Annotated in this window: 23 protein-coding genes; 6 read left to right on the forward strand and 17 right to left on the reverse strand. The window is 74.3% G+C overall.

The window, feature by feature from the left end; all coding sequences use genetic code 11:
* Positions 1–178: 178 nt before the first annotated feature.
* Positions 179–472 (forward strand): antitoxin, encoded by a 294-nt coding sequence (locus AB0424_RS15750; RefSeq protein ID WP_366305643.1) that lies wholly within the window; start codon positions 179–181, stop codon positions 470–472.
* Between the two features lie 115 nt (positions 473–587).
* Here the strand turns inward: AB0424_RS15750 and AB0424_RS15755 are convergent, their stop codons facing one another.
* The 3 genes from AB0424_RS15755 to AB0424_RS15765 all read right to left on the reverse strand — a co-directional run bounded on the left by AB0424_RS15755 (position 588) and on the right by AB0424_RS15765 (position 3,330).
* Positions 588–1,313 carry a class III extradiol dioxygenase subunit B-like domain-containing protein gene (locus AB0424_RS15755; protein ID WP_366305645.1) on the reverse strand — a complete coding sequence of 242 codons (726 nt, stop codon included), beginning with the start codon at positions 1,311–1,313 and terminating at the stop codon, positions 588–590.
* 174 nt (positions 1,314–1,487) lie between these two features.
* Positions 1,488–3,017: a tRNA (N6-isopentenyl adenosine(37)-C2)-methylthiotransferase MiaB gene (miaB, locus tag AB0424_RS15760; RefSeq protein ID WP_366305646.1), complete on the reverse strand. Its 1,530-nt coding sequence runs from the start codon at positions 3,015–3,017 to the stop codon at positions 1,488–1,490.
* Positions 3,018–3,075: 58 nt separating this feature from the next.
* The gene (locus AB0424_RS15765; RefSeq protein WP_366305648.1) at positions 3,076–3,330 is read right to left on the reverse strand and encodes a hypothetical protein; all 255 of its coding nucleotides are present in this window, start codon (positions 3,328–3,330) and stop codon (positions 3,076–3,078) included.
* Positions 3,331–3,577: 247 nt separating this feature from the next.
* Between AB0424_RS15765 and AB0424_RS15770 the strand changes: the two genes are divergently transcribed.
* The 3 genes from AB0424_RS15770 (at position 3,578) to AB0424_RS15780 (ending at position 6,161) form a co-directional block, all read left to right on the forward strand.
* The gene (locus AB0424_RS15770; RefSeq protein ID WP_366305650.1) at positions 3,578–4,258 is read left to right on the forward strand and encodes a DedA family protein; all 681 of its coding nucleotides are present in this window, start codon (positions 3,578–3,580) and stop codon (positions 4,256–4,258) included.
* 101 nt (positions 4,259–4,359) lie between these two features.
* Entirely contained in the window at positions 4,360–5,526 is a 1,167-nt protein-coding gene (locus AB0424_RS15775; protein WP_366305652.1) for a sensor histidine kinase, read from the forward strand.
* A complete protein-coding gene (locus tag AB0424_RS15780; protein WP_366305654.1) occupies positions 5,517–6,161 on the forward strand; it encodes a response regulator transcription factor in 645 nt (214 codons plus the stop codon). Before AB0424_RS15775 ends, AB0424_RS15780 begins: the two co-directional genes overlap by 10 nt.
* A gap of 34 nt (positions 6,162–6,195) precedes the next feature.
* Here AB0424_RS15780 and AB0424_RS15785 read toward each other — a convergent pair whose 3' ends face one another.
* Complete coding sequence (locus AB0424_RS15785; protein ID WP_366305656.1) at positions 6,196–7,281, reverse strand: CaiB/BaiF CoA-transferase family protein; 1,086 nt, start codon at positions 7,279–7,281, stop codon at positions 6,196–6,198.
* A gap of 163 nt (positions 7,282–7,444) precedes the next feature.
* Here AB0424_RS15785 and AB0424_RS15790 point away from each other — a divergent pair, with 163 nt between their 5' ends.
* Positions 7,445–7,861: an organic hydroperoxide resistance protein gene (locus tag AB0424_RS15790; RefSeq protein ID WP_366305657.1), complete on the forward strand. Its 417-nt coding sequence runs from the start codon at positions 7,445–7,447 to the stop codon at positions 7,859–7,861.
* A 108-nt stretch (positions 7,862–7,969) separates the two neighbouring features.
* Here AB0424_RS15790 and hemL read toward each other — a convergent pair whose 3' ends face one another.
* The 13 genes from hemL to AB0424_RS15855 form a co-directional block, all read right to left on the reverse strand.
* A complete protein-coding gene (gene hemL / locus AB0424_RS15795; RefSeq protein ID WP_366305658.1) occupies positions 7,970–9,271 on the reverse strand; it encodes a glutamate-1-semialdehyde 2,1-aminomutase in 1,302 nt (433 codons plus the stop codon).
* Positions 9,268–11,319, reverse strand: coding sequence for an acetate--CoA ligase family protein (locus AB0424_RS15800; RefSeq protein ID WP_366305660.1), 2,052 nt, complete (start codon positions 11,317–11,319; stop codon positions 9,268–9,270). Before AB0424_RS15800 ends, hemL begins: the two co-directional genes overlap by 4 nt.
* A complete protein-coding gene (gene hemA / locus AB0424_RS15805; RefSeq protein ID WP_366305662.1) occupies positions 11,316–12,680 on the reverse strand; it encodes a glutamyl-tRNA reductase in 1,365 nt (454 codons plus the stop codon). Before hemA ends, AB0424_RS15800 begins: the two co-directional genes overlap by 4 nt.
* Positions 12,681–12,684: 4 nt before the next feature.
* Positions 12,685–13,704: a porphobilinogen synthase gene (gene hemB / locus AB0424_RS15810; RefSeq protein ID WP_366305664.1), complete on the reverse strand. Its 1,020-nt coding sequence runs from the start codon at positions 13,702–13,704 to the stop codon at positions 12,685–12,687.
* An 85-nt stretch (positions 13,705–13,789) separates the two neighbouring features.
* The gene (locus AB0424_RS15815) at positions 13,790–14,590 is read right to left on the reverse strand and encodes an aspartate/glutamate racemase family protein (protein ID WP_017237779.1); all 801 of its coding nucleotides are present in this window, start codon (positions 14,588–14,590) and stop codon (positions 13,790–13,792) included.
* Positions 14,559–15,809 (reverse strand): FAD-dependent oxidoreductase, encoded by a 1,251-nt coding sequence (locus tag AB0424_RS15820; protein ID WP_366305666.1) that lies wholly within the window; start codon positions 15,807–15,809, stop codon positions 14,559–14,561. The genes AB0424_RS15815 and AB0424_RS15820 overlap by 32 nt, the downstream gene beginning before the upstream one ends.
* Positions 15,806–16,576 carry an arylmalonate decarboxylase gene (locus AB0424_RS15825; protein WP_366305667.1) on the reverse strand — a complete coding sequence of 257 codons (771 nt, stop codon included), beginning with the start codon at positions 16,574–16,576 and terminating at the stop codon, positions 15,806–15,808. Before AB0424_RS15825 ends, AB0424_RS15820 begins: the two co-directional genes overlap by 4 nt.
* A 244-nt stretch (positions 16,577–16,820) precedes the next feature.
* Positions 16,821–17,240 (reverse strand): hypothetical protein, encoded by a 420-nt coding sequence (locus tag AB0424_RS15830; protein ID WP_366305669.1) that lies wholly within the window; start codon positions 17,238–17,240, stop codon positions 16,821–16,823.
* A gap of 59 nt (positions 17,241–17,299) precedes the next feature.
* Positions 17,300–17,911 (reverse strand): LuxR C-terminal-related transcriptional regulator, encoded by a 612-nt coding sequence (locus tag AB0424_RS15835; RefSeq protein ID WP_366305671.1) that lies wholly within the window; start codon positions 17,909–17,911, stop codon positions 17,300–17,302.
* A gap of 200 nt (positions 17,912–18,111) precedes the next feature.
* Positions 18,112–19,041: a DMT family transporter gene (locus AB0424_RS15840; RefSeq protein WP_366305672.1), complete on the reverse strand. Its 930-nt coding sequence runs from the start codon at positions 19,039–19,041 to the stop codon at positions 18,112–18,114.
* 168 nt (positions 19,042–19,209) lie between these two features.
* Positions 19,210–20,178, reverse strand: coding sequence for a LysR family transcriptional regulator (locus tag AB0424_RS15845; RefSeq protein WP_366305674.1), 969 nt, complete (start codon positions 20,176–20,178; stop codon positions 19,210–19,212).
* Complete coding sequence (locus AB0424_RS15850; RefSeq protein ID WP_366305676.1) at positions 20,175–21,092, reverse strand: TIGR03619 family F420-dependent LLM class oxidoreductase; 918 nt, start codon at positions 21,090–21,092, stop codon at positions 20,175–20,177. The genes AB0424_RS15845 and AB0424_RS15850 overlap by 4 nt, the downstream gene beginning before the upstream one ends.
* On the reverse strand, positions 21,089–22,381 hold the full coding sequence (locus tag AB0424_RS15855) for an MFS transporter (RefSeq protein ID WP_366305678.1): 1,293 nt from the start codon (positions 22,379–22,381) through the stop codon (positions 21,089–21,091). Before AB0424_RS15855 ends, AB0424_RS15850 begins: the two co-directional genes overlap by 4 nt.
* A 212-nt stretch (positions 22,382–22,593) precedes the next feature.
* Here AB0424_RS15855 and AB0424_RS15860 point away from each other — a divergent pair, with 212 nt between their 5' ends.
* Positions 22,594–24,246 carry a glutamate--tRNA ligase family protein gene (locus tag AB0424_RS15860; protein WP_366305680.1) on the forward strand — a complete coding sequence of 551 codons (1,653 nt, stop codon included), beginning with the start codon at positions 22,594–22,596 and terminating at the stop codon, positions 24,244–24,246.
* Positions 24,247–24,266 lie beyond the last annotated feature (20 nt).

Below are 24,266 nucleotides of genomic sequence, written 5' to 3' on the forward strand. Positions count from 1 at the left end.
ACCCTCCCTCACGAGTACGCTTTGGAGTGGAAAAGGGACTTTTGGCAATGTTTCGCCGGAGGAAGCGGGACCGACGACGAGGCGGGCGAAGGCGTCCGTCGGCAGGCCCGCCTCCGGGGTTCCGGGGGCAGGACACGGAAGACGGGCCCCTCGGGGGTCCGCGGAGGGAAGGTGCCCCATGGGTCTCCTGGATTCGCTGAAGGCCAAGCTCGGACCGGCCAAGGACAAGGTCGCGGACCTCGCGCAGCAGCACGGGGAGAAGATCGACCACGGCCTGGACAAGGCCGCGAAGATGGTCGACGAGAAGACCAAGGGCAAGTACAGCGACAAGATCCAGACCGGTACGGGCAAGGCGAAGGACGCCATCGACCGCATCGGCCACAACGACGACGGCAGGGACGGTGGCCAGGGCGGCGGTCCCGGCGCAGGCCCCGGCGGCGGACCGACCCCGCCCCCGCCCCCGGCCGCCTGACGGCACGCCCCCGCACGGGCGGTCGGTCCCTCGCGACGGCGGACGGCCGCGGAGCAGCTCGCTCCGCGGCCGTCCGCCGTCGCGTCGTCCCGCGCCCGTCGTGGCCGACCGTCCGTCAGGACCAGGCGGCGACGAAGTACCCCACGCCGTACGGGGCGTCCTCGAAGAGGAGCCTGCCGTCGAGCCCCGCGCCCTGGGCGGCGCCCGCGAGGACCTGCCAGGGGGCGCGGCCGGCCGCCTTCAGCTCGTGGGCGAGCCCGGTGTCGAGGGCGAGGAGCGCGGCCGTGTCGGCCGTGCCCAGCGCGCGGGCCGCCGCGGCGTCGAAGTCCTCCGCCCGCTCGTCCAGGTAGCCGGGGGCCTTGACGGTCCGGCAGGCGCTGCCGTCCCCGAGCACCAGGAGGGCGACCCGCCCGGCGGAGTCGGCCAGCCCGCGGCCGAGCCCGGCGCAGACGTCGGGCGTCGCCGCCCCGTCCACGCCCAGGCCCTCGATCGGCGCGTCCGCCCATCCGGCCCTGCCGAGCAGCCAGGCACCGACCGCGAGGGAGGTCGGCAGCGCGCGGCGGGCGCCCTCGTCCCCGTCGCCCGCCGGGGCCTCGCCGAGCCGTACGGACAGGTCGACGCCGAAGCCCGCGAAGGAGCCCGTCGAGCCGGCCGGGTGGACCCCGTGGCCGCCGTCGGGCGCCGCGCCGACGACGTACAGCCGGTCCGGACGCGCGGCGGCGAGCAGCCCGACGGCGTCGGCGCACGCCGCGCGCGCGGCGTCCAGCTCGGGGGCGGCTCCGGTCGCGACCTCGGGCACGAGGAGCGGCGGGCAGGGACAGACGGCTGCGGCGACAAGCATGATCGGCAGCCTACTGCGCCCCTCCGCCGGGGCCGCCTCCCTGACGCACGGGAGAGCCGCGGCGCGACGGAGCCGGACCCCTGGGTCGTACCGCCGCGCGGTCCGACCGTACGACGGCCGCCGCGCCGCCCGGCCGTCGTGCGGTCGGACGGCGCGGCGGCCGTGCGCGGTGGGTCAGTGCCCGGCGCAGGCCGGGGCTTCGGCCGCCGGAAGGGGGGCGGGGGCGCCGATGGTGGGGAGGCCGAGGAGGACGCCGGCGGGCTTGGCGGCGGCCGCGGCCGTGCGCTTCTCCCAGGCGTCGCCGGCGCGGGTGCGGCGGACGGAGGAGACGGCGCCCTCGGCGAGGAGGTGGTGGGGGGCGGCGTAGGTGATCTCGACGGTCACCACGTCGCCGGGGCGGACGTCCTCGGCGGGCTTGGTGAAGTGGACGAGGCGGTTGTCGGGGGCGCGGCCGGAGAGGCGGGCGGTGGCGCCGTCCTTGCGGCCCTCGCCCTCGGCGACCATGACCTCCAGGGTGCGGCCGACCTGCTTCTTGTTCTCCTCCCAGGAGATCTCCTCCTGGAGGGCGACGAGCCGCAGGTAGCGCTCCTGCACGACCTCCTTGGGGATCTGGCCGTCCATGTCGGCGGCCGGGGTGCCGGGGCGCTTGGAGTACTGGAAGGTGAAGGCGTTCGCGAAGCGCGCCTCGCGGACGGCGTGCATCGTCTGCTCGAAGTCCTCCTCGGTCTCGCCGGGGAAGCCCACGATGATGTCGGTGGAGATGGCCGCGTGCGGGATGGAGGCGCGGACCTTCTCCAGGATCCCGAGGAAGCGCTCCTGCCGGTAGGAGCGGCGCATCGCGCGGAGGATCGTGTCCGAGCCGGACTGCATCGGCATGTGGAGCTGCGGCATGACGTTCGGCGTCTCGGCCATGGCGGCGATCACGTCGTCGGTGAAGTCGCGGGGGTGGGGCGAGGTGAAGCGGACGCGCTCCAGGCCCTCGATCCGCCCGCAGGCGCGGAGCAGCTTGGAGAACGCCTCGCGGTCGCCGAGGTCGGAGCCGTAGGCGTTGACGTTCTGGCCGAGCAGGGTGATCTCGGAGACGCCCTCGGCGACGAGGGCCTCGATCTCGGCGAGGATGTCGCCGGGCCGGCGGTCCTCCTCCTTGCCGCGCAGGGCGGGGACGATGCAGAAGGTGCAGGTGTTGTTGCAGCCGACGGAGATGGAGACCCAGGCCGCGTACGCGGACTCGCGGCGGGTCGGCAGCGTGGAGGGGAACGCCTCCAGGGACTCGGCGATCTCGATCTGCGCCTCCTCCTGGACGCGGGCGCGCTCCAGGAGGACCGGCAGCTTGCCGATGTTGTGCGTGCCGAAGACCACGTCGACCCAGGGGGCCTTCTTGACGATGGTGTCGCGGTCCTTCTGGGCCAGGCAGCCGCCGACGGCGATCTGCATGCCGGGCCGGGTGGTCTTCATCGGGGCGAGCCGGCCGAGGTTGCCGTACAGCTTGTTGTCGGCGTTCTCACGGACCGCGCAGGTGTTGAAGACGACGACGTCGGCGTCGCCGTCCGCGTCCTTGGGGGCGCGGACGTAGCCCGCCTCTTCCAGCAGACCGGAGAGCCGCTCGGAGTCGTGGACGTTCATCTGGCACCCGTAGGTGCGCACTTCGTAGGTCTTGGATCCGTCAACGCTCACTGCGGTGCTCCGGTCGCTGCTGCTCGTCATGCGTCCAAGGGTAGGCGGTCCGCGGAGAGCCCCCGCCCCGCGAGCGGCGGCCGGGCGGTCAGGGGGTGCCGGTGGCCGGGGAGGTCTGCGGCGGCGGGACGAACGGCCACGGGTCCGTCGTGGGCGGCGGGCTCCAGGTGGGGCCGGGATCCGGGGCGAAGGGGCCGACGCGGTTCTGCAGGAGCAGCAGCACGGTGAAGACCACGACGACGGTGATCACGATGAGGGCGAGACCGACGGGGTTGGCCGGGTTGTACGCGTAGCGGTTGGCGCCCCACCGGCTCTTCTTGAAGACGGGCTCGTCGCCGTTCACCGGGTCGTGCCTCCGGGGGTGCGGCGAGGGCCCGAGCCCGGTATCCGGTCGTTCCTGGTCATGGCTCCCCCTCGGCGCTGTCCCGGTCCCGGCCGACCCTAGGCGGTGGCGGCGGGGCGCCGCCTGCGGTTTTCCGCAGGGTGGCCGGAAGGGAAGCCGCGTACCGGCGGGGAGCCGGGATTCCTAGCGTTCAGGAGTGCCGGGACGAGGGGTCCCGGCACGCCGTCCGCGCCGTCTGGAGGCCACCGTGCCGATCACCACGCTCCTCGCCGCCGCTTCCCCGGCCCTGACCGGGGAGCCCGCCGACGGCTTCGCCGGGTGGGCCGCCGGGCTCGTCGACACGATGGGCGGGCCCGGGGCCGGCCTCGCCATCGCGCTGGAGAACCTCTTCCCGCCGCTGCCCAGTGAGGTGATCCTGCCGTTGACCGGCTTCGCCGCCGGGCAGGGCGTGCTCAGCCTCACGTCGGCGCTGCTGTGGACGACGCTCGGTTCGGTGGTGGGCGCGGTGGCGCTGTACTGGATCGGGGCGCTCTTCGGCCGACGGCGGATGCACGCCCTGTGGGCGCGGCTGCCGCTGGTCAGGGTCGCGGACCTGGAGAGGACCGAGCGGTGGTTCGCGCGGCACGGCACCAAGGCGGTGTTCCTGGGCCGGATGGTGCCGATCTTCCGCAGCCTGATCTCCGTGCCGGCCGGTGTCGAGCGCATGCCGATGCCCGTCTTCCTGATGCTGACGACGCTGGGCAGCCTCGTCTGGAACAGCGTGCTCGTGCTGGCCGGCTACTGGCTCGGGGACGGGTGGGACGTGGTCGAGGGGTACGTGGGCGTGCTGTCGAAGGCCGTCCTGGTGCTGGTCGTGGTGGCGCTGGGCGCCTTCCTCGCGGTGCGGCTCCGGGGGCGCGGCCGCAACCGGCACCGCCGCACCTCGTGACGGGCGCGGACCGCCCGGCGGGAGGCCCCGGGGCTCACGAGCGGGACGGGGAGGCCGAACGGGGTCCGGTGCGCTGCGGCCACGGCCTAAGCTCGGGGGCCATGGGGGACGACGAACGGGCCGGTGCGAAGGCCCACTCGAGGGCCGCGGGCGTCGTCCTGGGCTGCCCGAGCGCGCTGCTCGACGCGCTGTACCTGCTGGTCGCCGGCGCCGCCCTCGGGCCCTTCCTGCTGTGGCCGCGGACCCGCCCGGACGCCCTGGCGATCCTGGTCGCCGGGGCCCGGCGGCCCGCGGCTCTGGAGCGGTGGCGCCGCTCGTTCTTCTTCGGCGACCGCTTCCCGGAGCCGTACGAGGTCCCCGGCCCTCGGCTGCTGCGCTATCTGGCGGTCCGCGGCTGGACGGGGCTGGTGTGCGGGGCCGTCCTCGGGCTCCTCGGCTTCGGGGCCGTGCTCGCCGTGCTGCTGGCCCGGGGAGTGGCCCGCGGGACGCTCGGCTGGCAGGAGCTGCTCACGCAGCTGCTGCTCGGCGGTGTCCTACTCTTCCTGGACGCGCAGGGGCTGCACGCGCTGGCCGCGCTCGACGCCCGGATCGCCCGGGAGTGCTTCGGGCCGTCGGAGCGCGACCTGCTGCGGCGCCGCGTCGAGGAGCTGGCCGTCAGCCGGGCCGCGGTGGTCCAGGCCGTGGACTCCGAGCGCCGGCGGATCGAGCGGGACCTCCACGACGGCGTCCAGCAGCGGCTCGTGGCCCTGGCGATGCTGCTCGGCCGGGCCCGCCGGGGCCGGGAGCGCGGGCAGGACCCCGAGCGGGTGGACGCGCTGCTGCGGCAGGCACACGGGGAGGCCCGGGAGGTCCTGGCCGAGGTGCGGGACGTGGCGTGGCGGGTGTACCCGTCGGCGCTCGACGCGCTGGGGCTCGAGGAGGCACTGGGCGGGGTGGCGCGGCGCTGCTCCCTGCCGCTGCGCGTGCGGTTCGAGGTGGGCGACGAGCCGCTGCCCCGGCCGGTGGAGACGGCTGCCTATTTCGTGGTCTCCGAGGCCGTCACGAACGCCGCCAAGCACTCCGCGGCGTCGGCCGTGGCCGTACGGGTGTCCCGCGAGGGCGCCCTCCTGACCGTGCGGGTCGAGGACGACGGCACGGGCGGCGCGGACCCGGACGGCGGCGGACTGACCGGGCTGCGCAGCCGGGTCGCCGCGCTCGACGGCGTGCTGCGCGTCGACAGCCCCCTCGGGGGACCCACCACTCTCGTCGCGGAGCTGCCGTGCGCCTGATCCTCGCCGAGGACTCCACCCTGCTGCGGGAGGGCCTGGTCCGGCTGCTCGCCGAGGAGGGCCACGAGGTCCTGGTGGCCCTCGGCGACGCGCGGACCCTGGTCGCCGAGACGGAGGCGCGGCGGCCGGACGTCGTGGTCGCCGACATCCGCATGCCGCCGACCCACACCGACGAGGGGCTGCGGGCGGCGGTGGAGATCCGCGAGCGGCTGCCGGGGACGGGGGTGCTCGTCCTCTCCCAGCACGTCGAGCGGAGCTACGCGGCCCGGCTCCTCGCTCCCGGCGCGGAGCGCGTCGGCTATCTCCTGAAGGACCGGGTGGCGCAGGTCGACGAGTTCCTCGACGCACTCGACCGGATCCACGAGGGCGGCGCGGCGATCGATCCGGAGGTCGTCCGGCAGCTGGTCGTCCAGGGCGACCGCGCCGATCCGCTGGCCCGGCTCACCCCGCGCGAGCGCGAGGTCCTGGAGGTGCTGGCCCAGGGGTACACGAACGCGGCCATCGGACGTCGGCTGCACCTCTCCCTCAGCGCGGTGGAGAAGTACCTCAACTCCGTCTTCGACAAGCTGGAGCTGGTCAGGACCGACGGCTACAGCCGCCGGATCCTGGCCGTGCTGCGCTACCTGGAGGGGTGAGCGGCCGGGCGAGCCTCCGGCGCGGGGGCGCGGTTCAGCCCCGCCACTCGGTGAGGACCTCCGCCGTGTGCTCGCCGGGGAGCGGGGCACGGCCGGGGAGGCCGGCGGGGGTGGCTCCGAAGCGGGAGGCGGGGGCGGGCTGGAGGGTGCCGCCGACGTCGACGAAGGCGCCGCGGGCGGCGAGCTGGTGGTGCCCCGCCGCCTCCGCCGCGGTGAGGACGGGTGCCACCCCGGCGTCCACGGCGTCGAAGAGCTTGACCCAGTGCTCGCGGTCGCGGCTCTCGAAGCGGGCGGCGAGCAGGGCGCGCAGCGCGGGCCAGGCGGCAGGGTCGGCGCGGTCCGGGAGCTCTTCGGTGGCGGCGAGGCCCAGCTGGTCCAGGAGGTTGTCGTAGAGCCGCGGTTCGATGGCCGCGACCGCGAGGTACCCGCCGTCGGCCGCCCGGTAGAGCGAGTAGTGCGGGGCGTCGGTGACGGTGTGGTTGCCGGGCACCTCGCGCCACTGGTGGACGAGGGTCGAGATGAGGGCGGCGCCGTCGGCGAGGGCGGTGTCGACGACCTGGCCGCGGCCGGTGCGCTCGCGGGCGTGGAGGGCGGCGAGCAGCCCCTGCACGTGGACGTTGGCGCCGCCGGCGAAGCTGGAGAGGTACGCGGTGGGCGGCTGCACCGGGGCGCCGGTCCCGGGGTCGGTGTCCAGGGCGCCGGTCAGCGCGAGGACCGCCAGGTCGTGGGCGGCGCGTCCGGCCCACTCCCCCTGCTGGCCCCAGCCGCTGACCCGGCCGTAGACGAGGCGGGCGTTGCGGGCGAGGGCGGCCTGCGGGCCGATGCCGAGGCGGTCGGCGACACCGGGGCGGAATCCCTCGACGAGGATGTCGGCGTGCTCGGCGAGGGAGAGGGCGTGCTCCACGCCGTCGGGGCTCTTCAGGTCGAGGGCGACCGACCGGCGGCCCCGGGACAGGGGGTTCTCGGGCGCGCGGTCGCCGTCGGGGTCCGCGGGGCCGGCGGGCGCCCGGTCGACGCGGACGACGTCGGCGCCGAGGTCGGCCAGGACGGTGCCGACGAACGCGGTGGGCGCCGAGCCCGCGAATTCCAGTACCCGTACTCCGCTCAGCGGTCCCGCCATGGCCAACTCCCTTGAATTCGGCGTTCTGTGATGTTCTCCACGGTAATTCGGCGCGTGGTGGCGGGAACTGCGGAATTCCGTAGCGCCCGTCATTCGGGGGCGTTCGAGACTGGCGGGAAGGCTGGGGGAATTCCCCCTTCTCCGATTCGGAAAGGCAGGACACATGTCCGTCGTCTACACCGCCGAGGTCGCCTCCACGGGAGACGGGCGCAACGGCGCCGTGCGCTCCTCCGACGGGCTCCTCGACCTTCCGCTGTCGAGTCCCAAGGCCGTGGGGGGCTCCGGCACGGCGACCAACCCCGAGCAGCTCTTCGCCGCCGGTTACGCCGCCTGCTTCCACAGCGCGCTGCGGGTCTCGGCGCGCGAGTCGAGGACCGCATTGGCCGACGACACGGTCACCGCCGAGGTGGCCCTGCACAAGGAGGAGGACGGTTTCCGCCTGTCGGTGGTCCTCACCGTCGAACTGCCGGGAATCGACGCCGACGAGGCCCGTCGGCTCGCGGACGCCGCCCACGGTCGGTGCCCGTACTCCAAGGCGATCCGCGGGAACGTCGAGGTCCGGGTGAACCTGGCCGCGTGAAAGCGCCGTTCTCGTCCGGCGCGTGAAACCCGTCGCGTGAGCCGGTGACGAGGGAAAGGCCCCCGTGGTGGACACCACGGGGGCCTTTCCCTTTCCGCCGCTCCTCCGTCAGGGCTTCGCCGCCGCCGCGGCCGCCGCCGCGGCCGGGAGCGCCTCGACGACCCGGGCGAGGGCGCGGTCGTCGTGCGAGGCGGAGACGAACCACGCCTCGAAGGGCGAGGGCGGCAGGTAGACGCCGCGGCGGAGGAGTTCGTGGAAGAAGGGCGTGTAGCGGTACGCCTCGGTGGCGCGGACGCAGTCGAAGTCGACCACCTCGTCCTCCGTGAAGAAGACCGAGAACATCGTCCCGGAGTACTGCAGCCGGTGGGCCACGCCCTCCTTGGCGAGGGCGGCGGAGACCTCGCGGCCGATGGTCTGCGAGACGTGGTCGAGCCGCTCGTACACCTCGGGCGTGGTGTGCCGCAGGGTGGCGAGTCCGGCGGCGGTGGCGACCGGGTTCCCGGAGAGGGTGCCCGCCTGGTAGACGGGGCCGGCCGGGGCGAGGTGGGCCATGACGTCCGCGCGGCCGCCGAAGGCCGCCGCCGGGAAGCCGCCGCCCATGACCTTGCCGAAGGTCAGCAGGTCGGGGGCGACGCCGTCCCGGCCGTACCAGCCGGAGCGGCTGGCCCGGAAGCCGGTCATCACCTCGTCGGAGATGAAGAGCGCGCCGTGGCGGGCGGTGATCTCCTTGAGTCCGGCGTTGAAGCCGGGGAGCGGCGGGACGGCGCCCATGTTGCCCGGGGCGGCCTCCGTGATGACGGCGGCGATCTCGTCGCCGATCTCGGCGAAGACCTTCTCGACCGCGGCCAGGTCGTTGTACGGCAGGACGATGGTGTCGCTCGCCTGGGCTCCGGTGACGCCCGGGGTGTCGGGCAGCGCGAAGGTGGCGAGGCCGGAGCCGGCCGAGGCGAGCAGCGCGTCGACGTGGCCGTGGTAGCAGCCGGCGAACTTCACGATCTTGCCGCGCCCGGTGAAGCCGCGCGCCAGGCGGATCGCGGACATCGTCGCCTCGGTGCCGGAGCTGACGAGGCGGACCTGCTCGACGGGGTCGACGCGGCCGACGATCTCCTCGGCGAGTTCGACCTCGCCGGTGGACGGCGCCCCGAAGGAGGTGCCGTGCTCCAGGGCCCGGGTGACCGCCTCGACGACGGCCGGGTGGCGGTGGCCGAGGATCATCGGACCCCAGGAGCAGATGAGGTCGACGTACTCGTTGCCGTCGCTGTCGGTGAGGTACGGGCCCTGGGCCGAGGCCATGAAGGGCGGGGTGCCGCCGACGGCCCCGAAGGCGCGGACGGGTGAGTTGACCCCGCCGGGCGTGACCTTGCGGGCCCGCTCGAAGAGCGCCTTGCTGTTGGTCTCCGCGCGGCTCATCGGCCCGCCTCCTGACCGTCGAGACCGATCGCCGCGTCGAGGACGACCACGCCCTCGGGGAGGACCCGGACCGGGTTGAGGTCGAGCGCGAAGCCGGCCGGCCAGTCCTGGACGAGTGCGCCGACCCTGTGCAGCAGGTCCGCCGCGGCCGCCGCGTCCACGGCGGCCGCGCCCCGGGCACCGTGGAGTACCTTCGCGCCGCGCAGTCCGGCGAGGAGTTCGGCCCCCTCTCCGGGGGCGAGCGGCAGGAGCCGGTGGCCGACGTCGTCGAGGACCTCGGTGAAGATGCCGCCGAGGCCGGCGGTGAGCACCGGGCCGAGGTCGGTGGTGTGCACGCCGACGATCAGCTCGACGCCCTCGCCGACGAGTTCCTCGACGAGCACCCGGCCGCCGAGCGCGGCGAGCCGGGCGAACACCTCGGGCGCCGTGTCGGGGGTGACGCCGATCTCGACGCCGCCCGCCTCGGTCTTGTGGAGCAGGCCGGGGACCACGGCCTTGAGCACCGCCGTACCGCCGACCTCGGTCACGGCGCGGGCCGCGTCCTCGGCGTCCTCGGCGATCCGGCCCTTCGGGACGGCGATCCCGGCCTCGGCCAGGAGCCGCTTCAGCTCGGGCTCCTCGGCGTCGGTGCCGGGTCCGGGGACGGTCCCGGGGCGCGGCGCGTCCGGCAGCGTACGGGGTCGGCTGACCTCCCAGAGAGCGGCGGCGGCGCGCAGGGCGCGGGCCGGCGTGGGGTACTCGGGGAGTCCGGCCTCGCGCAGGTCGCGGGGGGCGTCGGGGGCGAGGAAGTCGGCGCCGGTGCGGGCGACGAGGATGGGCTTGCCGCCCTTCTCGGCGGCCCGGGAGAGGGCGTTGACGGCCTTCTCCACGTCGGGGCCGGCCATCACGCAGAACGCCGCGACGATGATGTCGACGGTGTCGTCGGCGATCAGGACGTCGAGGGAGCGGTCGAAGAGCGAGGGGTCGCTGAGGACCGTGGCCGTGATGTCGACGGGGTTGTCGATCGCCCCGAAGGCGGGGACTATCTCGGCCAGCGCCTCCTTGCTGCGCGGCTCCAGGTCGCTGAGCTCCAGGCCGTGCGCCTCGACGGCGTCGGCGGCGAGGATGCCGGAGCCGCCCGAGGTGGTGACGACGGCGACACGGTTGCCGGCGGGCCGCCTTTCGGACTCGAAGACCCGGGCGACGTCGAGGAGTTCGTCGATGTCGTCGACGCGGACGATGCCGAGGCCGCGCAGGGCGGCGTCCAGGACGCGGTCGTCGGTGGCGAGGGCGCCGGTGTGCGAGGCGGCGGCCCGGCCGCCCGCCTCCGTGCGGCCCGACTTGAGCAGGGCGACGGGCTTGCCGGAGGCGGCGAGTTCGCGCAGGGTGCCGATGTCCGGGGTGTCCTCCAGGTAGCCCAGGAGGCCGGTGACGTCGGGGACGGTGGCGAGTTCGCGCAGGACCTCCAGCGCGGTGACGTCGGCGTCGTTGCCGGTGCTGACCACCCAGCCGGGGCGCAGGCCCCGTTCCAGGGCGAGGCTGGCCGCGCCGAAGCCGAGGGCGCCGCTCTGGCTGACGAAGGCGAGGGTGCCGGGCTCGAAGGGCACGGACTCGGCGCCGAAGAGGGGGCTGAAGGTGGCGAGGACGCGGTTCTCGTAGCCGACGGCGCCGATGCAGTTGGGTCCGATGATCCGCAGCCCTCCGGCCCGGGCCTTGGCGACGACCTCGGCCTGGAGGCGGGCGCCCTCCTCGCCGGTCTCGGCGAAGCCCGACGAGGCGATCACGGCGAGCTTGACGCCGGCGGCCACGCAGTCGTCGACGGCGCCGGGGACCCGCTCGGCGGAGACCATGATCAGGGCCAGGTCGACGGGGCCGGGGGCGTCCTTCACGCTGGGGTACGCGGGGACGCCGAGGACCTCGGGCGAGCGCGGGTTGACCGGCAGGATGCGGCCCTTGTAGCCGTAGCGGAGGAGGTAGTCGAGCGGCTTGCGGCCCAGGGCGCCGGGGCGCTCGCTGGCGCCGATGACCGCGATGGATTCGGCTTCCCAGAGAGCCGAGATGTCACTCATGCGATGGCCTCGATCTTCTTCTCGTTCGTGTCGTTCGCGTCGTTCGGGTGGTGCGCGTGGTCGCCGCCGTCACCGTGGGACTCCGCGGCGGCGAAGAGCCGCGTGAAGGCGGCGATGTGCCGGGCGCCGTCCGGATCGGCGGCCAGCTCCCTGACCAGGACGGTCGGCTGGTGCAGCGCCTTGTCGACGATCCGCCGGACGCTGCGGCCGATCTCCTGGCGGGCCGCGCCGTCGAGGCCCTCCAGCCGGCGTGCGAGCCGGTCGAGTTCGGCCTCGGCCGCCTCGGTGGCGGCGGTGCGGAGGGCGGTGAGGACGGGTTTGGCCCCGGCGAGGCGCAGGCCGGTGCGGAACTGCTCGACCTCGGCGTCGATCAGCTCGTGCGCGGCCTGGACGCTGGCCGTGGAGATCTCGTCCTCCTGGCCCTCCTCGGCGATCCGGCGCAGGTCGACGAAGGTGACGCCGGGCAGCTCGGCCGCGGTGGGGGCGATGTTGTGCGGGAGCGACAGGTCGAGCAGGAACAGCTCGCGGCCGTCCCGGGCGGCGAGCGCCTCCTCGATCTGCCGGGCGGTGACGAGGTGGCCGGTGGCGGCGGTGGCGCCGACCACCACGTCGACCTCGGTGAGCAGCCGGGGGATGTCCTCCAGGCCGTATCCCGTGCCGCCGGTGGTGTCCGCGAGGCGCTGGGCCTTGTCGGGGGTGCGGTTGGCGACGTGCACCCGGTCGAGGCCGGAGCGGCGCAGGGCGGCGACGACGACGCCGGCGAAGGCGCCGGCGCCGATGACGAGGGCGGTCTTGCCGTGCAGCGAGCCGACCTGGCGCTCGAAGAAGGCGAGTCCGGCGGTGGCGAGCGAGCGGCCGGCCTCGTTGAGCCCGGTCTCGTTGCGGGCGCGCTTGCCGACCCGCAGGGCGGTCTGGACGGCCTTGGCGAGGACCCGGCCGGTGCGGTCGAGCCGCTGGGACCGTTCGAGGCCGAGCTTCACCTGGCCGAGGATCTGGTCCTCGCCGACGACGACGGACTCGAGTCCGGAGGCGACGGCGAAGAGGTGGCGGACCGCGCCGTCGGCGTGGTGGCTGTAGAGGTGGGGGGCGATCTCCTCGCGGTCGACGCCGGTGTGCTGGGCGAACAGCTCGCCCAGGTCGCCGAGTTCGCCGAGGTCGGAGGGGACGCCGCGGGTCTCCGCGTAGATCTCCAGGCGGTTGCAGGTGGAGACGACGACGGCGGCGTCGATGCCGTCGACGGAGGTCACGTCGGAGACGAGGTCCTCGGCGGGCCGGTCGGTGCCGGCGAGTCTCTCCAGGAGGTCGAGCGGGGCGCTGGCGTGGCTGATGCCGAGGACCAGCATGGTGGCGGACGAGGTCACCGGGTCACCGGTCCAGGCTCTGGGCGAACTCGGAGGCCCAGTAGGTGATGATCTGCGTGGCGCCGGCGCGGTGGATGGAGGCGAGGCTCTCGCGGACGACCTGGTCGCGGTCGATCCAGCCCTTGGCCGCGGCCGCCTCGACCATGGAGTACTCGCCGGACACCTGGTAGGCGGCGACGGGGACCTGCACGTGGTCGGCGATGAGCCGGACGATGTCGAGGTAGGCGAGCGCGGGCTTCACCATGACGAGGTCGGCGCCCTCGGCGACGTCGAGGGAGACCTCCAGGAGGGACTCGCGGATGTTGCCGGGGAACTGCTGGTAGCCCTTGCGGTCGCCGCGCAGGGTGGACTCGACGGCGTCCCGGAAGGGGCCGTAGAAGTGCGAGGCGTACTTGGCGGAGTAGCCGAGGATGGCCACGGACTGGTGTCCGGCCTGGTCGAGGGCCTCGCGGATGCGGCGGACCTGGCCGTCCATCATGCCGCTGGGGGCGACGATCTGGGCGCCGGCGTCGGCCTGGACGACGGCGGCCCGGGCGTACAGCTCGATGCTGGCGTCGTTGTCGACGTCGCCGTGGGCGTCGAGGACGCCGGTGTGGCCGTGGTCGGTGTACTCGTCGAGGTTGATGTCGCCGATGACCACGGTGGAGTCGCCGACCTCGGCGGTGACGTCGCGCAGGGCGACCTGGAGGATGCCGTCGGGGTCGACGGCGCCGGTGCCGGTCGGGTCCTTGTGCTCGGGGATGCCGAAGAGGATGAGGCCGCCGACGCCGTTGGCGACCGCTTCCGCGGCGGCCTTGCGGAGGGTGTCGCGGGTGTGCTGGAAGACGCCCGGCATGGAGGGGATCTCACGCGGCTCGGTGAGGCCCTCGCGGAGGAAGAGGGGCTGGATCAGGTTGGCCGGGCCGACCCGGGTCTCGGCGGCGAACCGGCGCAGCGCGGGGGTGCGGCGCAGCCGGCGGGGGCGGTAGTAGGGGGCGGCGGGGTCGGTGGCCGCGGTGTTGCGGCCGTAGGCGTCGTACGTCATGAGCGGGGCTCCTTCGAGGGGGTGGCGGCGTGCGGGCGCGCGTACGGATACGGGTGCGGGGCTCGGTACGGGGACACGGCATCTCCTAGAGGGCCTCGCCGAGGAACACCTGCTCCAGGTGCTTGGCGACGGGCTCCTCGGGGCGGCTGAACCAGTAGCCGTGGCCGCTGCGCTGGAAGAGCTTCAGTTCGCCGAGCTGGACGAGGGTCTCGGCGAGCTTGACGGCGAGGCCGGCGGGGTCGATGACGGGCAGGCCGTGGAGCTCGTGGATGCCGAGGTGCCAGAGGATCTCGTTCGGGATGCCCTCGGCGGGGATGATGACCTCGGCGCCGGCGCGGGCGGCCCGCTCGGCGGCGGCCGAGTACACCTCGACGAACTCGTCGAAGTCGCCTTCGAGGGAGCGGTGGACGGAGTCCCAGCCGCCGGGGACGACCTCGTAGGAGCTGAGCGAGGACTCCAGGCGGTAGTGGCGGATGTTGGCCCGGATGGGCTCCTCCAGGGGCGGCATGAAGCCGAGGACGCCGAAGCGCTGTCCGGTGAGCGCCGAGAGGAAGAAGGCCGTCTCGCCGTAGCCGAGGGTGGGGATGGAGGCGAGGTGGCGGGCGTCGCGCAGGCCGGGGTCCTGTCCGGCGGCGATCACCCAGGCGTCGTACCCCTCCCGCTCCGCGACGAGCGCGGACTCGGAGAAGTGCCGGCTGAAGAGGACCTGGGCGGAGTGGTGGCCGACCAGGCCGAAGGGCGTGCGGTCGGGGTAGGTGTCGGCGGGGAGGGTCTTGATGTCGACGGTGGTGCCGGGCGCGGCGATCGCGTCGAGGTGTTCCCGGTACCACTGGTCGAGCAGCGGGAGCCGTCCCTCAACGGTGTGCTTGTGAAACCAGATCCGCATGTGCGTCACCTTTCAGGGGTCGTGGTGCGACGTCGAGAAGTGATGCCTTGAGCAGGTAGTCGGTGGCCGAGCGGGGGTCGGCGGCGGTGCGCCGCAGGGCGGCGATCCGGGCGGGGAGCCCGCCGGGGTCGTCGAGTCCGGCCGTGCGGGCCTCGCTGCGCGGGATGACCGCCGACTCGACGACGTGGCGCCGGCGGTCCAGGGCCTCGTCGAGGAGCGTCTCGGCGGCGGTGTCGCCGCGCAGGACGGCGGCGAGGGCGCGGCCGGTGTCCACCGCGTCGTGCAGCCCGCAGTTCATGTTCATGCCGCCGGCGGTGGAGGTGAGATGGGCCGCGTCGCCGGCGAACAGCACCCGGCCGGCGCGGTAGCGGGGCAGCAGGAACCGCGCGAGCCGGTAGGTGTGCGCGTCGGTGACGCGTACGGACCGGCCGGCGGTGCCCGGCAGCGCCTGGGCGACGCGGGCCCGTACGGCGTCGGGGGCGAGCACCTCGTCGCGGTCGACGCCGCGCGGGACGCGGAAGATGAGCCGCCAGTGGTCGGGCATCCCGAGGGCGCTGAAGGAGGCCCGCGGGTCGCGGACGTACGCCAACGGCGCCAGTCCGGGGATCAGTTCGTCGAGCGGGGTGTCGGTGACCACGCGCAGCGCGTAGTCCGGGTACACCTCGGCCGTGCCGGGGAGTCCGGCCAGCTCCCGCAGTCTGCTGCGACTGCCGTCGGCGGCCAGGACGTAGGGGTGGTGGGTGCGGGTGACCCGTCCCGCCGCGTCCTCGGCCGTCAGCCGCACACCGCCGCCGGTCTCCTCGGCACCGGTGACCGCCGTCCCGAACCGCAGCTCGGCGAGGCCGGTCGCGGCGAGTTCGGCGAGCAGCAGCGGGGTGAGCCGGGCCTGTTCGACGTGGAGCCGGTAGGGGTGACCGGTGTGTCCGGCGAGCAGGGCGTAGTCCAGTTCGGCGTGGACGCCGCCGTCCAGGTCGCGCCACTGGAGGCGGTCGACTGTACGGCCCTGGCGGCGCAGGGCCGACGCGACGCCGAGTTCGTCGAGGAGGTCGAGCGTGGCCGGGTGGAAGGTGGAGGCGCGCGACTCGGTGGCCAGCTCCTCGCGTGCCTCGAACAGGGTGACGGCCACCCCGGACCGGGCCAGGACGAGCGCGGCGGCCAGGCCCACCGGCCCGGCGCCGACGACGGCGACCGGCGGGAGGGTTCCGGGGCCGCCGCTCACGACGTCGCCAGGGCGGCGCGGCCCGCGCCGGAGCCGGTCCGCTCGGCCAGCCGGCGCAGCAGCGGGTGGGCGTCCGGGCCTTCCGCGGGGAGTCCCAGGGTGTCCCGGGCCCACCAGGCACTCGCCAGGTTGGAGGTGAGGAGGGTGTGTGCGCCGTCCCGGCCGAGCTCGGCCAGCGCGTCGAAGGTGAACATGCCGGTGCCGGTGAACAACAGCGCAGCGTCCTCGGGGAGTTCAGCCTCCCGGACCTGGGCCACGAGTTCGTCGGTGGTCACGTCGTACGGGGAGAAGCGGGCCCCGGCGCGGATCTTGACGACCCGGTCGACCGTGAGGCCGGCCGCCTCCCAGTATCCGTGGGAGAGCTCCGTGAGCCAGGGCTCGTACGGCGAGACGAGGACCAGTCGCTCGGCGCCCACGGCACGCGCGGTGTCGAGGATGGCCAGGGCGGCGGACCGTACGGGTGCTCCCACCCGCTCGGAGAGCTCCTCGCACAGGGCGCGGTCGCCGTCGGGGGTGAGGAGGTAGTGCGAGCCGGTGCAGGAGACGACGGCCGCGTCGAGGCGCAGTCCGCCGAAATTCCCCAGCACGTCGGGGAGCACGTCGTTGTACTTCTCGAGTCGACCGCGCAGGTCCTTTCCCGGAAGCACGGGGAATCGCGAGGTGTACACGTTGAGTGCGGGGCTGACGAGGCCGGCGATCTCGGGTTCGGCGGCGGCGTTTCCCGAGGGAACCACCACACCGAGTCGCGGCGCCGAATGCAGGGCCATGAGGCTGTGTCTCCTCTCCGTCGTTGTCGATGACATGACCGTACGGCCGGATCGACCCGCCCTTCGATACGGGATTCCGCACCCCGCGCCGCGGCTCCCGTGAATGCGAACGGCGCCGCACCCCGAATGGGGTGCGGCGCCGGGCACCGGAAATTCCGACACGAAATCGGTTGCCCTGGCCTGCGGAAAAGCCGACAGGAAAGCAGGCGTGAAATCCGAAGGGGGGACGGACGTGCGGCCGGGGTCAGTTCGCCCGGGCGGCTTCGGCGACGAATTCGTCGATCTTCGCCCGGCGGGTCAGTCCGCCGTTCACGGCCCAGTTGCCCTCGGGGACCTCGTGGACGACGAGCCAGACGACGGTGTCGGGCCCGGCGGCCTCCCGCACCTGACGGGTGACCTCGACGGAGAGGGCCTCGTTGCGCTCGGGGGTGAGGAAGCCCTCCAGCGGGGTGAGGACGACCAGGACGCCGGGCGGCGTGCCGACTCCGGTGGTCGCGAGGCCCTTCGCGGCCTCCCGGACGTAGACCCAGGTGGCGGCGGCGAAGAACTCCGTGTGGGGCAGTTCCATGGCCGTCAGCACGGAGTCGGCGACCTGCTGTTGCAGGACCTCCGCGGCGGCTTCGGAGAGGGTGCCCTCGGGAACGGTTATCTCGACCAGCGGCATGGTGACTCCCATCGTGTGAGCGGGTGCGGGTGCGGTGCGGTCGCGGGTGCGGCGGCGGGTCAGCAGGCCAGCGCGGCTTCGAACCGGTCGATGGCAGCGGCCAGTTGGGCGCGCCGGCGGATGTCGAGCTTGCGGTAGATGCGGGTGATGTGCAGTTCCACGGCCCGGGTGGACACCGTGAAGGACTCCGCGATCTGCTTGTTGGTCAGGCCGTCGAGCATCATCGTGGCGATGCGGCGCTCGTGGGCGGTCAGTTCCTCACGGGCACGCGACGACGAGGGCGGTGCGACGGGCGCCGGGACGCCCCCGCGTATTCGCTCGTGGGTCCCGGCGCCTCCGGTGGAGCGCTCCAGGCCGGCGAGCACCACGTGTCCCATGACCGCGTTCCATTCGCGGACCCGGAGCTCCCCGATCACCTGCGCCTGGGCGTACGGGTCGGCGTACAGCACCCGTAAGAGCGTGCGGCGGTCCGGTGCCTCGCAGACGAGGAATTCGCCGGTGCCGTCCCGCCAGGGTCCGCCACCGAGCAGGATGCCGCGCGCGGCCATCCTTTTCCAGTAGGTCCGGTGCGCCTCTCCGAAACTCAGCCGGTCCGTCTCATTGCCACGGAAAACGAGTTCGACCACAAAAGCCACGTGCGACTCCCCCATAAAGGCCGGGTGTTTCCGCATCCGACGCTACCACCCGTCACCGGCCCGATGAATGAACACAATGTTGCGGGTGACGGGCCCGTATCGACGGGTGCCGGGGCATGCGGAGAACCGGGGTGCGGGGATTTTCGGGAGTGCCTGTGGGTACGCGGGAAATGGCGTACGCCCGGCCGCCGGAAAACGGCCGGGTATCGCCTTGTGCCGCCGAATTCAGACGGTGGTCAATCGGCTGCCGCCGCGGTGGCCACGGGGGCGGGCTCGGGCGCCGGGGCCGCGGCCGGCCGCGGCTTGCGCCGGAGCAGACCGGTGGCGGCGAGCACCGCCACGGCGCCGACCCAGACCGTCCAGCCGAGCGGCTCGCTCAGCACGACGGCGCCCAGGACCACGGCGACCGCGGTCATCAGATAGGTCACCGTGGAGGCGACCGTGGGGCCGTCCTTGATGATCAGCTCGAAGTTGAGCAGCGCGGCGAAGCCGGTGCAGACCACGCCGAGGACGAGGACCGCGACGACCGAGTCGGTGCGCCAGGTGATGCTCTGGAGGCCGAGGAAGGGGAAGGCGACCAGGAGCAGCACGGTGGCCGCGCTGAGCTGGCCGCCCGCCAGCATCAGGGGCGGGATGCCCTTGCCCACCAGGAACTTGCCCATGTAGGCGAAGCTGGCGCCGAAGCTGATCGAGCCGAGGACGAAGCAGAGGATGCTCCAGCCGGTGCCCGCCGAGGCCGAGTTCCACGGGGAGGCGATGAGCGCGGTGCCGCCGAGGCCGAGGAGCACGCCGCCGGCCTTGAAGCCGGAGACCTTCTTCTCCTGGCCGAGCAGCAGGGCCGCCGCCAGGGTCCAGATCGGCGCGCTGCCGTTGACGACGGCGGCGACGCTGCTGGAGCCGTCGATCTCGCCCTCCGCGTACAGCGTCCACGGCACCGCGTTGCCGAGGAGCGCGGCCACGGTCAAGTGGCCCCAGACGGCCTTCTCCTTGGGCAGCCGAAGGCCCTTGGCGTAGCCGATGGCGAGGATGACGACGGCACCGAGCGCGAGCCGGATGAGGACCATCTGCACGGGCGAGAAGCCGTACCCGGCGATCTTGATCCACAGGAAGACCGAGCCCCAGATCAGGCTCAGCGCGGCCAGCCGCGTGTACGTGGCTTTGGACATGGGTGTTTCCCGCTCTACGAGAAGAGAAGTGAGGGAGGAGGCGAAAGGGGACGCGCGCCCGGCGGTCCGCGGTACGGGAACGAGCCTCGCACCGGCGGCCGGGCGGGTCCAGCAACGGCTGGTGGACGGTACCGTCCACCAGCCGTGGCGAATCGGGGAAGACGCCGCTCAGGCGGCGACGGCCGCCCTGGCCACCGTGCGGAGCGCGTCCAGGACGGCGGCGATCTCCGGGGAGGTCTGGCTGCCCTCGCGCACGGCGGCGAAGACCGTGCGCGAGGGGGCCTGCTCGCTGAACGCGCGGATCGTCACCTCGGGCCGCGGCGCCGGCTTGGCGAGACGCGGGACGAGGGCGACCCCGAGGCCGAGCCGCACCGCCGCGAGCGTGGCGTCCCAGTCGCCGATGGCGTGGGACGCCTGCGGGGTGAACCCGGCCGCCGTACACGCGGCGACGCCGATGTCGTGACACATGCCGGTGGTGGCGAAGATCCAGGTCTCGTCGGCGAGGTCGGCGAGCCGCAGAATCGGGCTGTCCAGCAGCCGGTGGCCCGCCGGCAGGGCGATGTCGAAGGGGTCGGCGCAGAGCGCGACCCGGTGGAACCGGCCGTCGAACCGGCCGTCGTCGCCCGCGGGACCCGGATTGCTCGTGGTGTCCGCGGAGATGACGACGTCGGTCTCGCCGCGGTGCAGCAGCGAGAAGCTCTCCGGCGGGTCGACCTCGGCGAGCGAGGTCCGCAGCAGCGGCCGGGTCTCCCGGAGCCGCGCCACGGCGGGCAGGATGAGCGCCGACAGGGTGGTGGAGAAGCCGGCCACCGCCACCTCGCCGCGCTCGCCGCTCTGGTGGGCGGCGAGCTCCGCGCGCATCTGCTCGACCTGGGTGAAGACGGCGTCGGCGTGCCGGAGCACGATCCGCGCCGCGCCCGTGAGCCGCAGCCGGCGGCCCGACGGTTCGGTGAGCGGGACGCCCAACTCCCGTCCCAGGGCACTGATCTGCTGCGACACGGCCTGCGGGGTGAGGTGGAGCGCCTGGGCGGCCGCGCTGACGGTGCCGCGCTCGCTGAGCTCCCTCAGCACGCGCAGCTTCCGCAGGTCCGGATCGCCCACGTCCCGCACTCCCTCCCGTTCCCGCCGCTCGGTCATCGTACGCAGCCGGCGTCCACGTCGATGACCTCCTTGACCAGTGTCTCCAGGACGTCGAGGTCCCGTGCCGTGCGGCCGGCCTCGCGCCGGTCGCCCGGGTAGGTGGGGTCGAGGACGACGGCCGTCGCGCCGACGTCCTGGAGGAGTCCGAGGTCGTCGGCGATCTGTCCCAGGGTCCCCTCGCCGAGGAGGCGTCCGGGGCCGAGGGGCCGGGGGGTGACGCGGAGTTTGATCCGGGGGGCCACGTCGGGGACGGGTCGCTCCTGCTCCTCGGCGACCTGGCGCAGCGTGGGCAGTCCGACGCCGAGGAGCCAGTCGCCCGAGACGGAGGTGGGATGCCAGGCGTCGCCGAGCCGGACGGCCCTGCGCAGGGCTCCGTAGCTGTGTCCGCCGACCCAGACGGGCGGTCCCGGGCGCTGCACGGGCAGGGGCCCGGTGTGCACCTCGCGGAAGGAGACGTGGGCGCCGTCGAAGGAGGCGACCTCCTCCGCCCAGCACGCCTTGATGGCGGCGAGGTACTCGTCGCTGATCGCGCCGCGCTTGCGGTAGGGCACGTCGAGGACGGCGAACTCGCGGGCGGCCCAGCCCGCCGCCGCGCCGAAGACGAGCCGGCCGTTGCTGAACCGGTCGATGTTGGCGGCGACGCGGGCGGTGTGCACGGGGTGGCGGTACGGGAGGATCGTCACGGTGGTGCCGAGACCGACGGTCCTGGTGACCCCGGCGAGCCAGGCGAGGGTCGCGAAGGGGTCGTAGAACGGGGCGGGGAAGAGGTGCTGCACGTCGGGGGTGAGCGCCACGTGGTCGGAGACCATGGCGTAGTGGTAGCCCATCGACTCGACCCGCAGCGCCCAGTCGGCGAGGGCGTCGGGGGTGGCCTCGGGCCCGTAGTTGGGCAGATTGACGCCGAACTTCATGGCGCGTTCCTTTCCAGGGGCTCGGCCGCGGTCGCGTCCGCGGCTCCGTCCCCGTCGGCATGGTCCGTGGTGCGGTGACCGGTCGGGTGGCCGGCCGCGGGGGTGCCGGCGCCGTCCGCGGGGGACGGTGCGCGCCGGGCGACCGCGCGGGCCACGGTGAGATGGAGGAGGACTCCCGCGCACGCGACCCCGGCTGCGGGGAGCGGGAGCCAGCGGGCGTCGAGCCCGTGGGCGAGGGCGAGGCCGCCGAGCGCGGAGCCGACGGCGCCGCCGAGGTAGGTGGCGGAGCTGTTGAGGCCGACGGCCGCGGCGCCCGCGGCGCTCCCGAAGGCGTCCTGGGCGAGCAGCCGGTGCTGCTGGGGCACGACGAAGGCCCAGCCGACGGCGCCCCAGAGGACCAGCGGCAGCAGGACCAGGCCGGGGACGGTGCCGGCCGCCGGGAGCAGTGCCAGCGCGGCGCCGAGGGTGCCGAGCAGGGTGACCGCGAGGAGGGCGGGCTTCCCGGTCCGGTCGACGAGGGTCCCGGCGAGGAGGCTGCCGCAGACCCCGCCGAGGCCCCAGGCCCACAGGTAGGGGACGGCGTCGTGCACGTCGGCGGTCCGGCGCAGGACCGGCTCCAGGTAGGTGTAGAGGCCGAGGCTGGCCACGGTCTGGGTGAAGGTGACGGCGACGACCACGGCCACCCTGGGCCGGGCGAGGGCGCCGAGCCGGGCCCGCAGCGAGGGCGCAGCGGCGCCGTCGACCGCGGGGAGGGCCGTGGCGACGCCGAGCAGGGCGACCAGGCCGAGGCCGGTGATCAGCCAGAGGGCCGCGCGCCAGCCGGAGCCGGCCGCGACGAGCAGTCCGAGCGGAACGCCGAGGACGGTGCCCGCGCTCATCCCGCCGAGGACCAGTCCGAGGGCGCGGCCGCGCCGCTCGGGCGGGACGAGCGCGACGGCGGCGGTGGCCGCCGCGGGGGTGAAGAGTCCGGCTCCGGCGCCGGCGAGCGCACGGGTGCCCAGGAGCTCGGCGTACGAACCGGCCAGTGCGCTTCCGGCGTTGGCGACGACGAAGACGACGAGCGCGGTCACGAGGAGCGTTCGGGTGCCCCAGCGGGCGAGCACGGCCGAGAACAGCGGGGCGGCCAGCGCGTAGCAGAGGGTGAAGGCGGTGACCGTCTGGCCCGCCAGCGACACCGAGACGTCCAGCTCGTCGCCGATGGCGGGGAGCAGTCCGGCCATCGCGTAGGCGTCGGTCCCGACGGCGAAGGAGCCCAGCGCCAGCAGGGACACCGCGCGCGTGCCGCCCATCACACCCTCCTCGTCCTGCGTCTCCGTGCCTCGTACGTCTCCGTACGTCGTACGGAGCGGTCCTCGGGACGCTACTGACGGTGCGGGGCGCCCGCAGCCCACAACGCCGAAGAGGGTTCGGAGTTCCGCAGCCTCCCGCCGCCGGTCCGCCGGATTCGGCCGGCCACCGGCCTACGGTGGATCTCTCCAGGAACCCCAGGAGGGAGTCCACCGTGCTCGACCTGTCCGTCATCAACGCGATGTTCCCGCCCGACCTGCCGGAACCGGCCGACTGGGAGCGCAGGTTCCGGCCGCGCGACCTGCCGGACGGCGCGGAGGTGACGCGCTTCGCCCCGAGCCCCACCGGACATCTGCACATCGGCGGCCTGTACACGGCGGCCGTGGCCCGGGCGCTGGCCCACCAGTCGGGCGGTGTGCACGTGCTGCGCGTCGAGGACACCGACCGCTCGCGCCAAGTGGCGGGTGCGGCGGAGGAGTTCTCGCGGCTGCTCGGGGCCTTCGGTCTCGCGCCCGACGAGGGCGGTGTCGCCGGGGACGGGGAGTGGGGGCCGTACCTCCAGTCGGAGCGCCGGGACGTCTACCTCTCCCATGTGCGGGAGCTGCTGCGCCGCGACCGCGCCTATCCCTGCTTCTGCGGCAAGGAGCTGCTGGCCCGCAGCGGCGAGGAGCAGCGGGCGGGCCGGTCCCCGCTGGGCTACTACGGACGCTGGGCGCCGTGCCGGACGCTCGCCCCCGAGGAGGCGGCGCGCCGGATCGCGGCCGGCGAGCCGTACGTGGTGCGGTTCCGCTGCCCGTACGAGTTCCCCGGCCGGGTGCGGTTCGCGGACCGGATCCGCGCCTCCGTGACGATGCAGGACAACGGCAACGACATCGTGCTGCTGAAGTCCTCGCAGGAGGAACTCCCGCTGCCGACCTACCACTTCGCCCATGTGGTGGACGATCACCTGATGCGGGTGACGCTCGTCGTGCGCGGCGAGGAGTGGCTCTCCTCCACTCCGGTCCACCTCCAGCTGCACGCCGCGCTCGGCTTCGAGCCCCCCGCGTACGCGCACCTCGCCCCGCTGATGAAGGCCGAGGGGGCGTCGCGCCGCAAGCTCAGCAAGCGCAAGGACCCCGAGGCGTCGGTGGACTACTACCTGTCCGCGGGGTATCCGCCGGCCGCCGTCCAGCACTATCTGCGCGGTCTGGCCAACGTCCGGCTGATGGACGTGCCGACGGCCCGGGCGCTCGGCGCGACCGTCCGGCTGGACGGCATGCGCCCCTCGGGCCCGCTGCTCGACCTGCCCAAACTCCACTCGCTGAGCCGGGAGTTCATCGCCTCGCTGGCCCCGGAGGAGGTGTACGCGCAGCTGCTGGCCTGGGCGCGGGAGTACGACCCGGAGCTCGCGGCCGTCCTCGTGCGCGAGGAGCCGCTGGCCCTGGCGGCCGTGGCGACGGGCCGGCCGGAGGGGGCGCCGGCCCGCAAGGACCTGGAGCGCTGGTCGTGCTTCCGCGACCGCTACGGCTTCTTCTTCGCCGAGCTCTTCGGCGCGGTCCCGGCCGCCGGGGACGACCGGTACGGCGGCCTGGCACCGGAGCTGGTGCGCGCGATCGCCGCCGATTTCGCGGGGTTCGCCGCCGGCCCGGAGGCGTCCGCGGACGCGTGGTACGCGGAGCTCGGAGGGCTCGCGGTGCGGCACGGGTTCGCCCCGGACACGGCGTCCTGGCGGCGGGAGCCGGATCGCTGGGCGGGGCCGCCGAGGGTGGTCGCGAACGTGGTCCGGGTCGCCCTGACGGGCGCCGTCCGCAGCCCCGACCTGTTCGCGGTGGCCCGGGCCCTCGGCCGGGACGAGGTCGTGCGCCGCCTCACCGCCGTGGCGGGGTGAGGCGGCGCGGCCGGGTGCGG

The sequence above is a fragment of the Streptomyces sp. NPDC051180 genome (genome assembly GCF_040689545.1).
GTDB lineage: Bacteria > Actinomycetota > Actinomycetes > Streptomycetales > Streptomycetaceae > Streptomyces.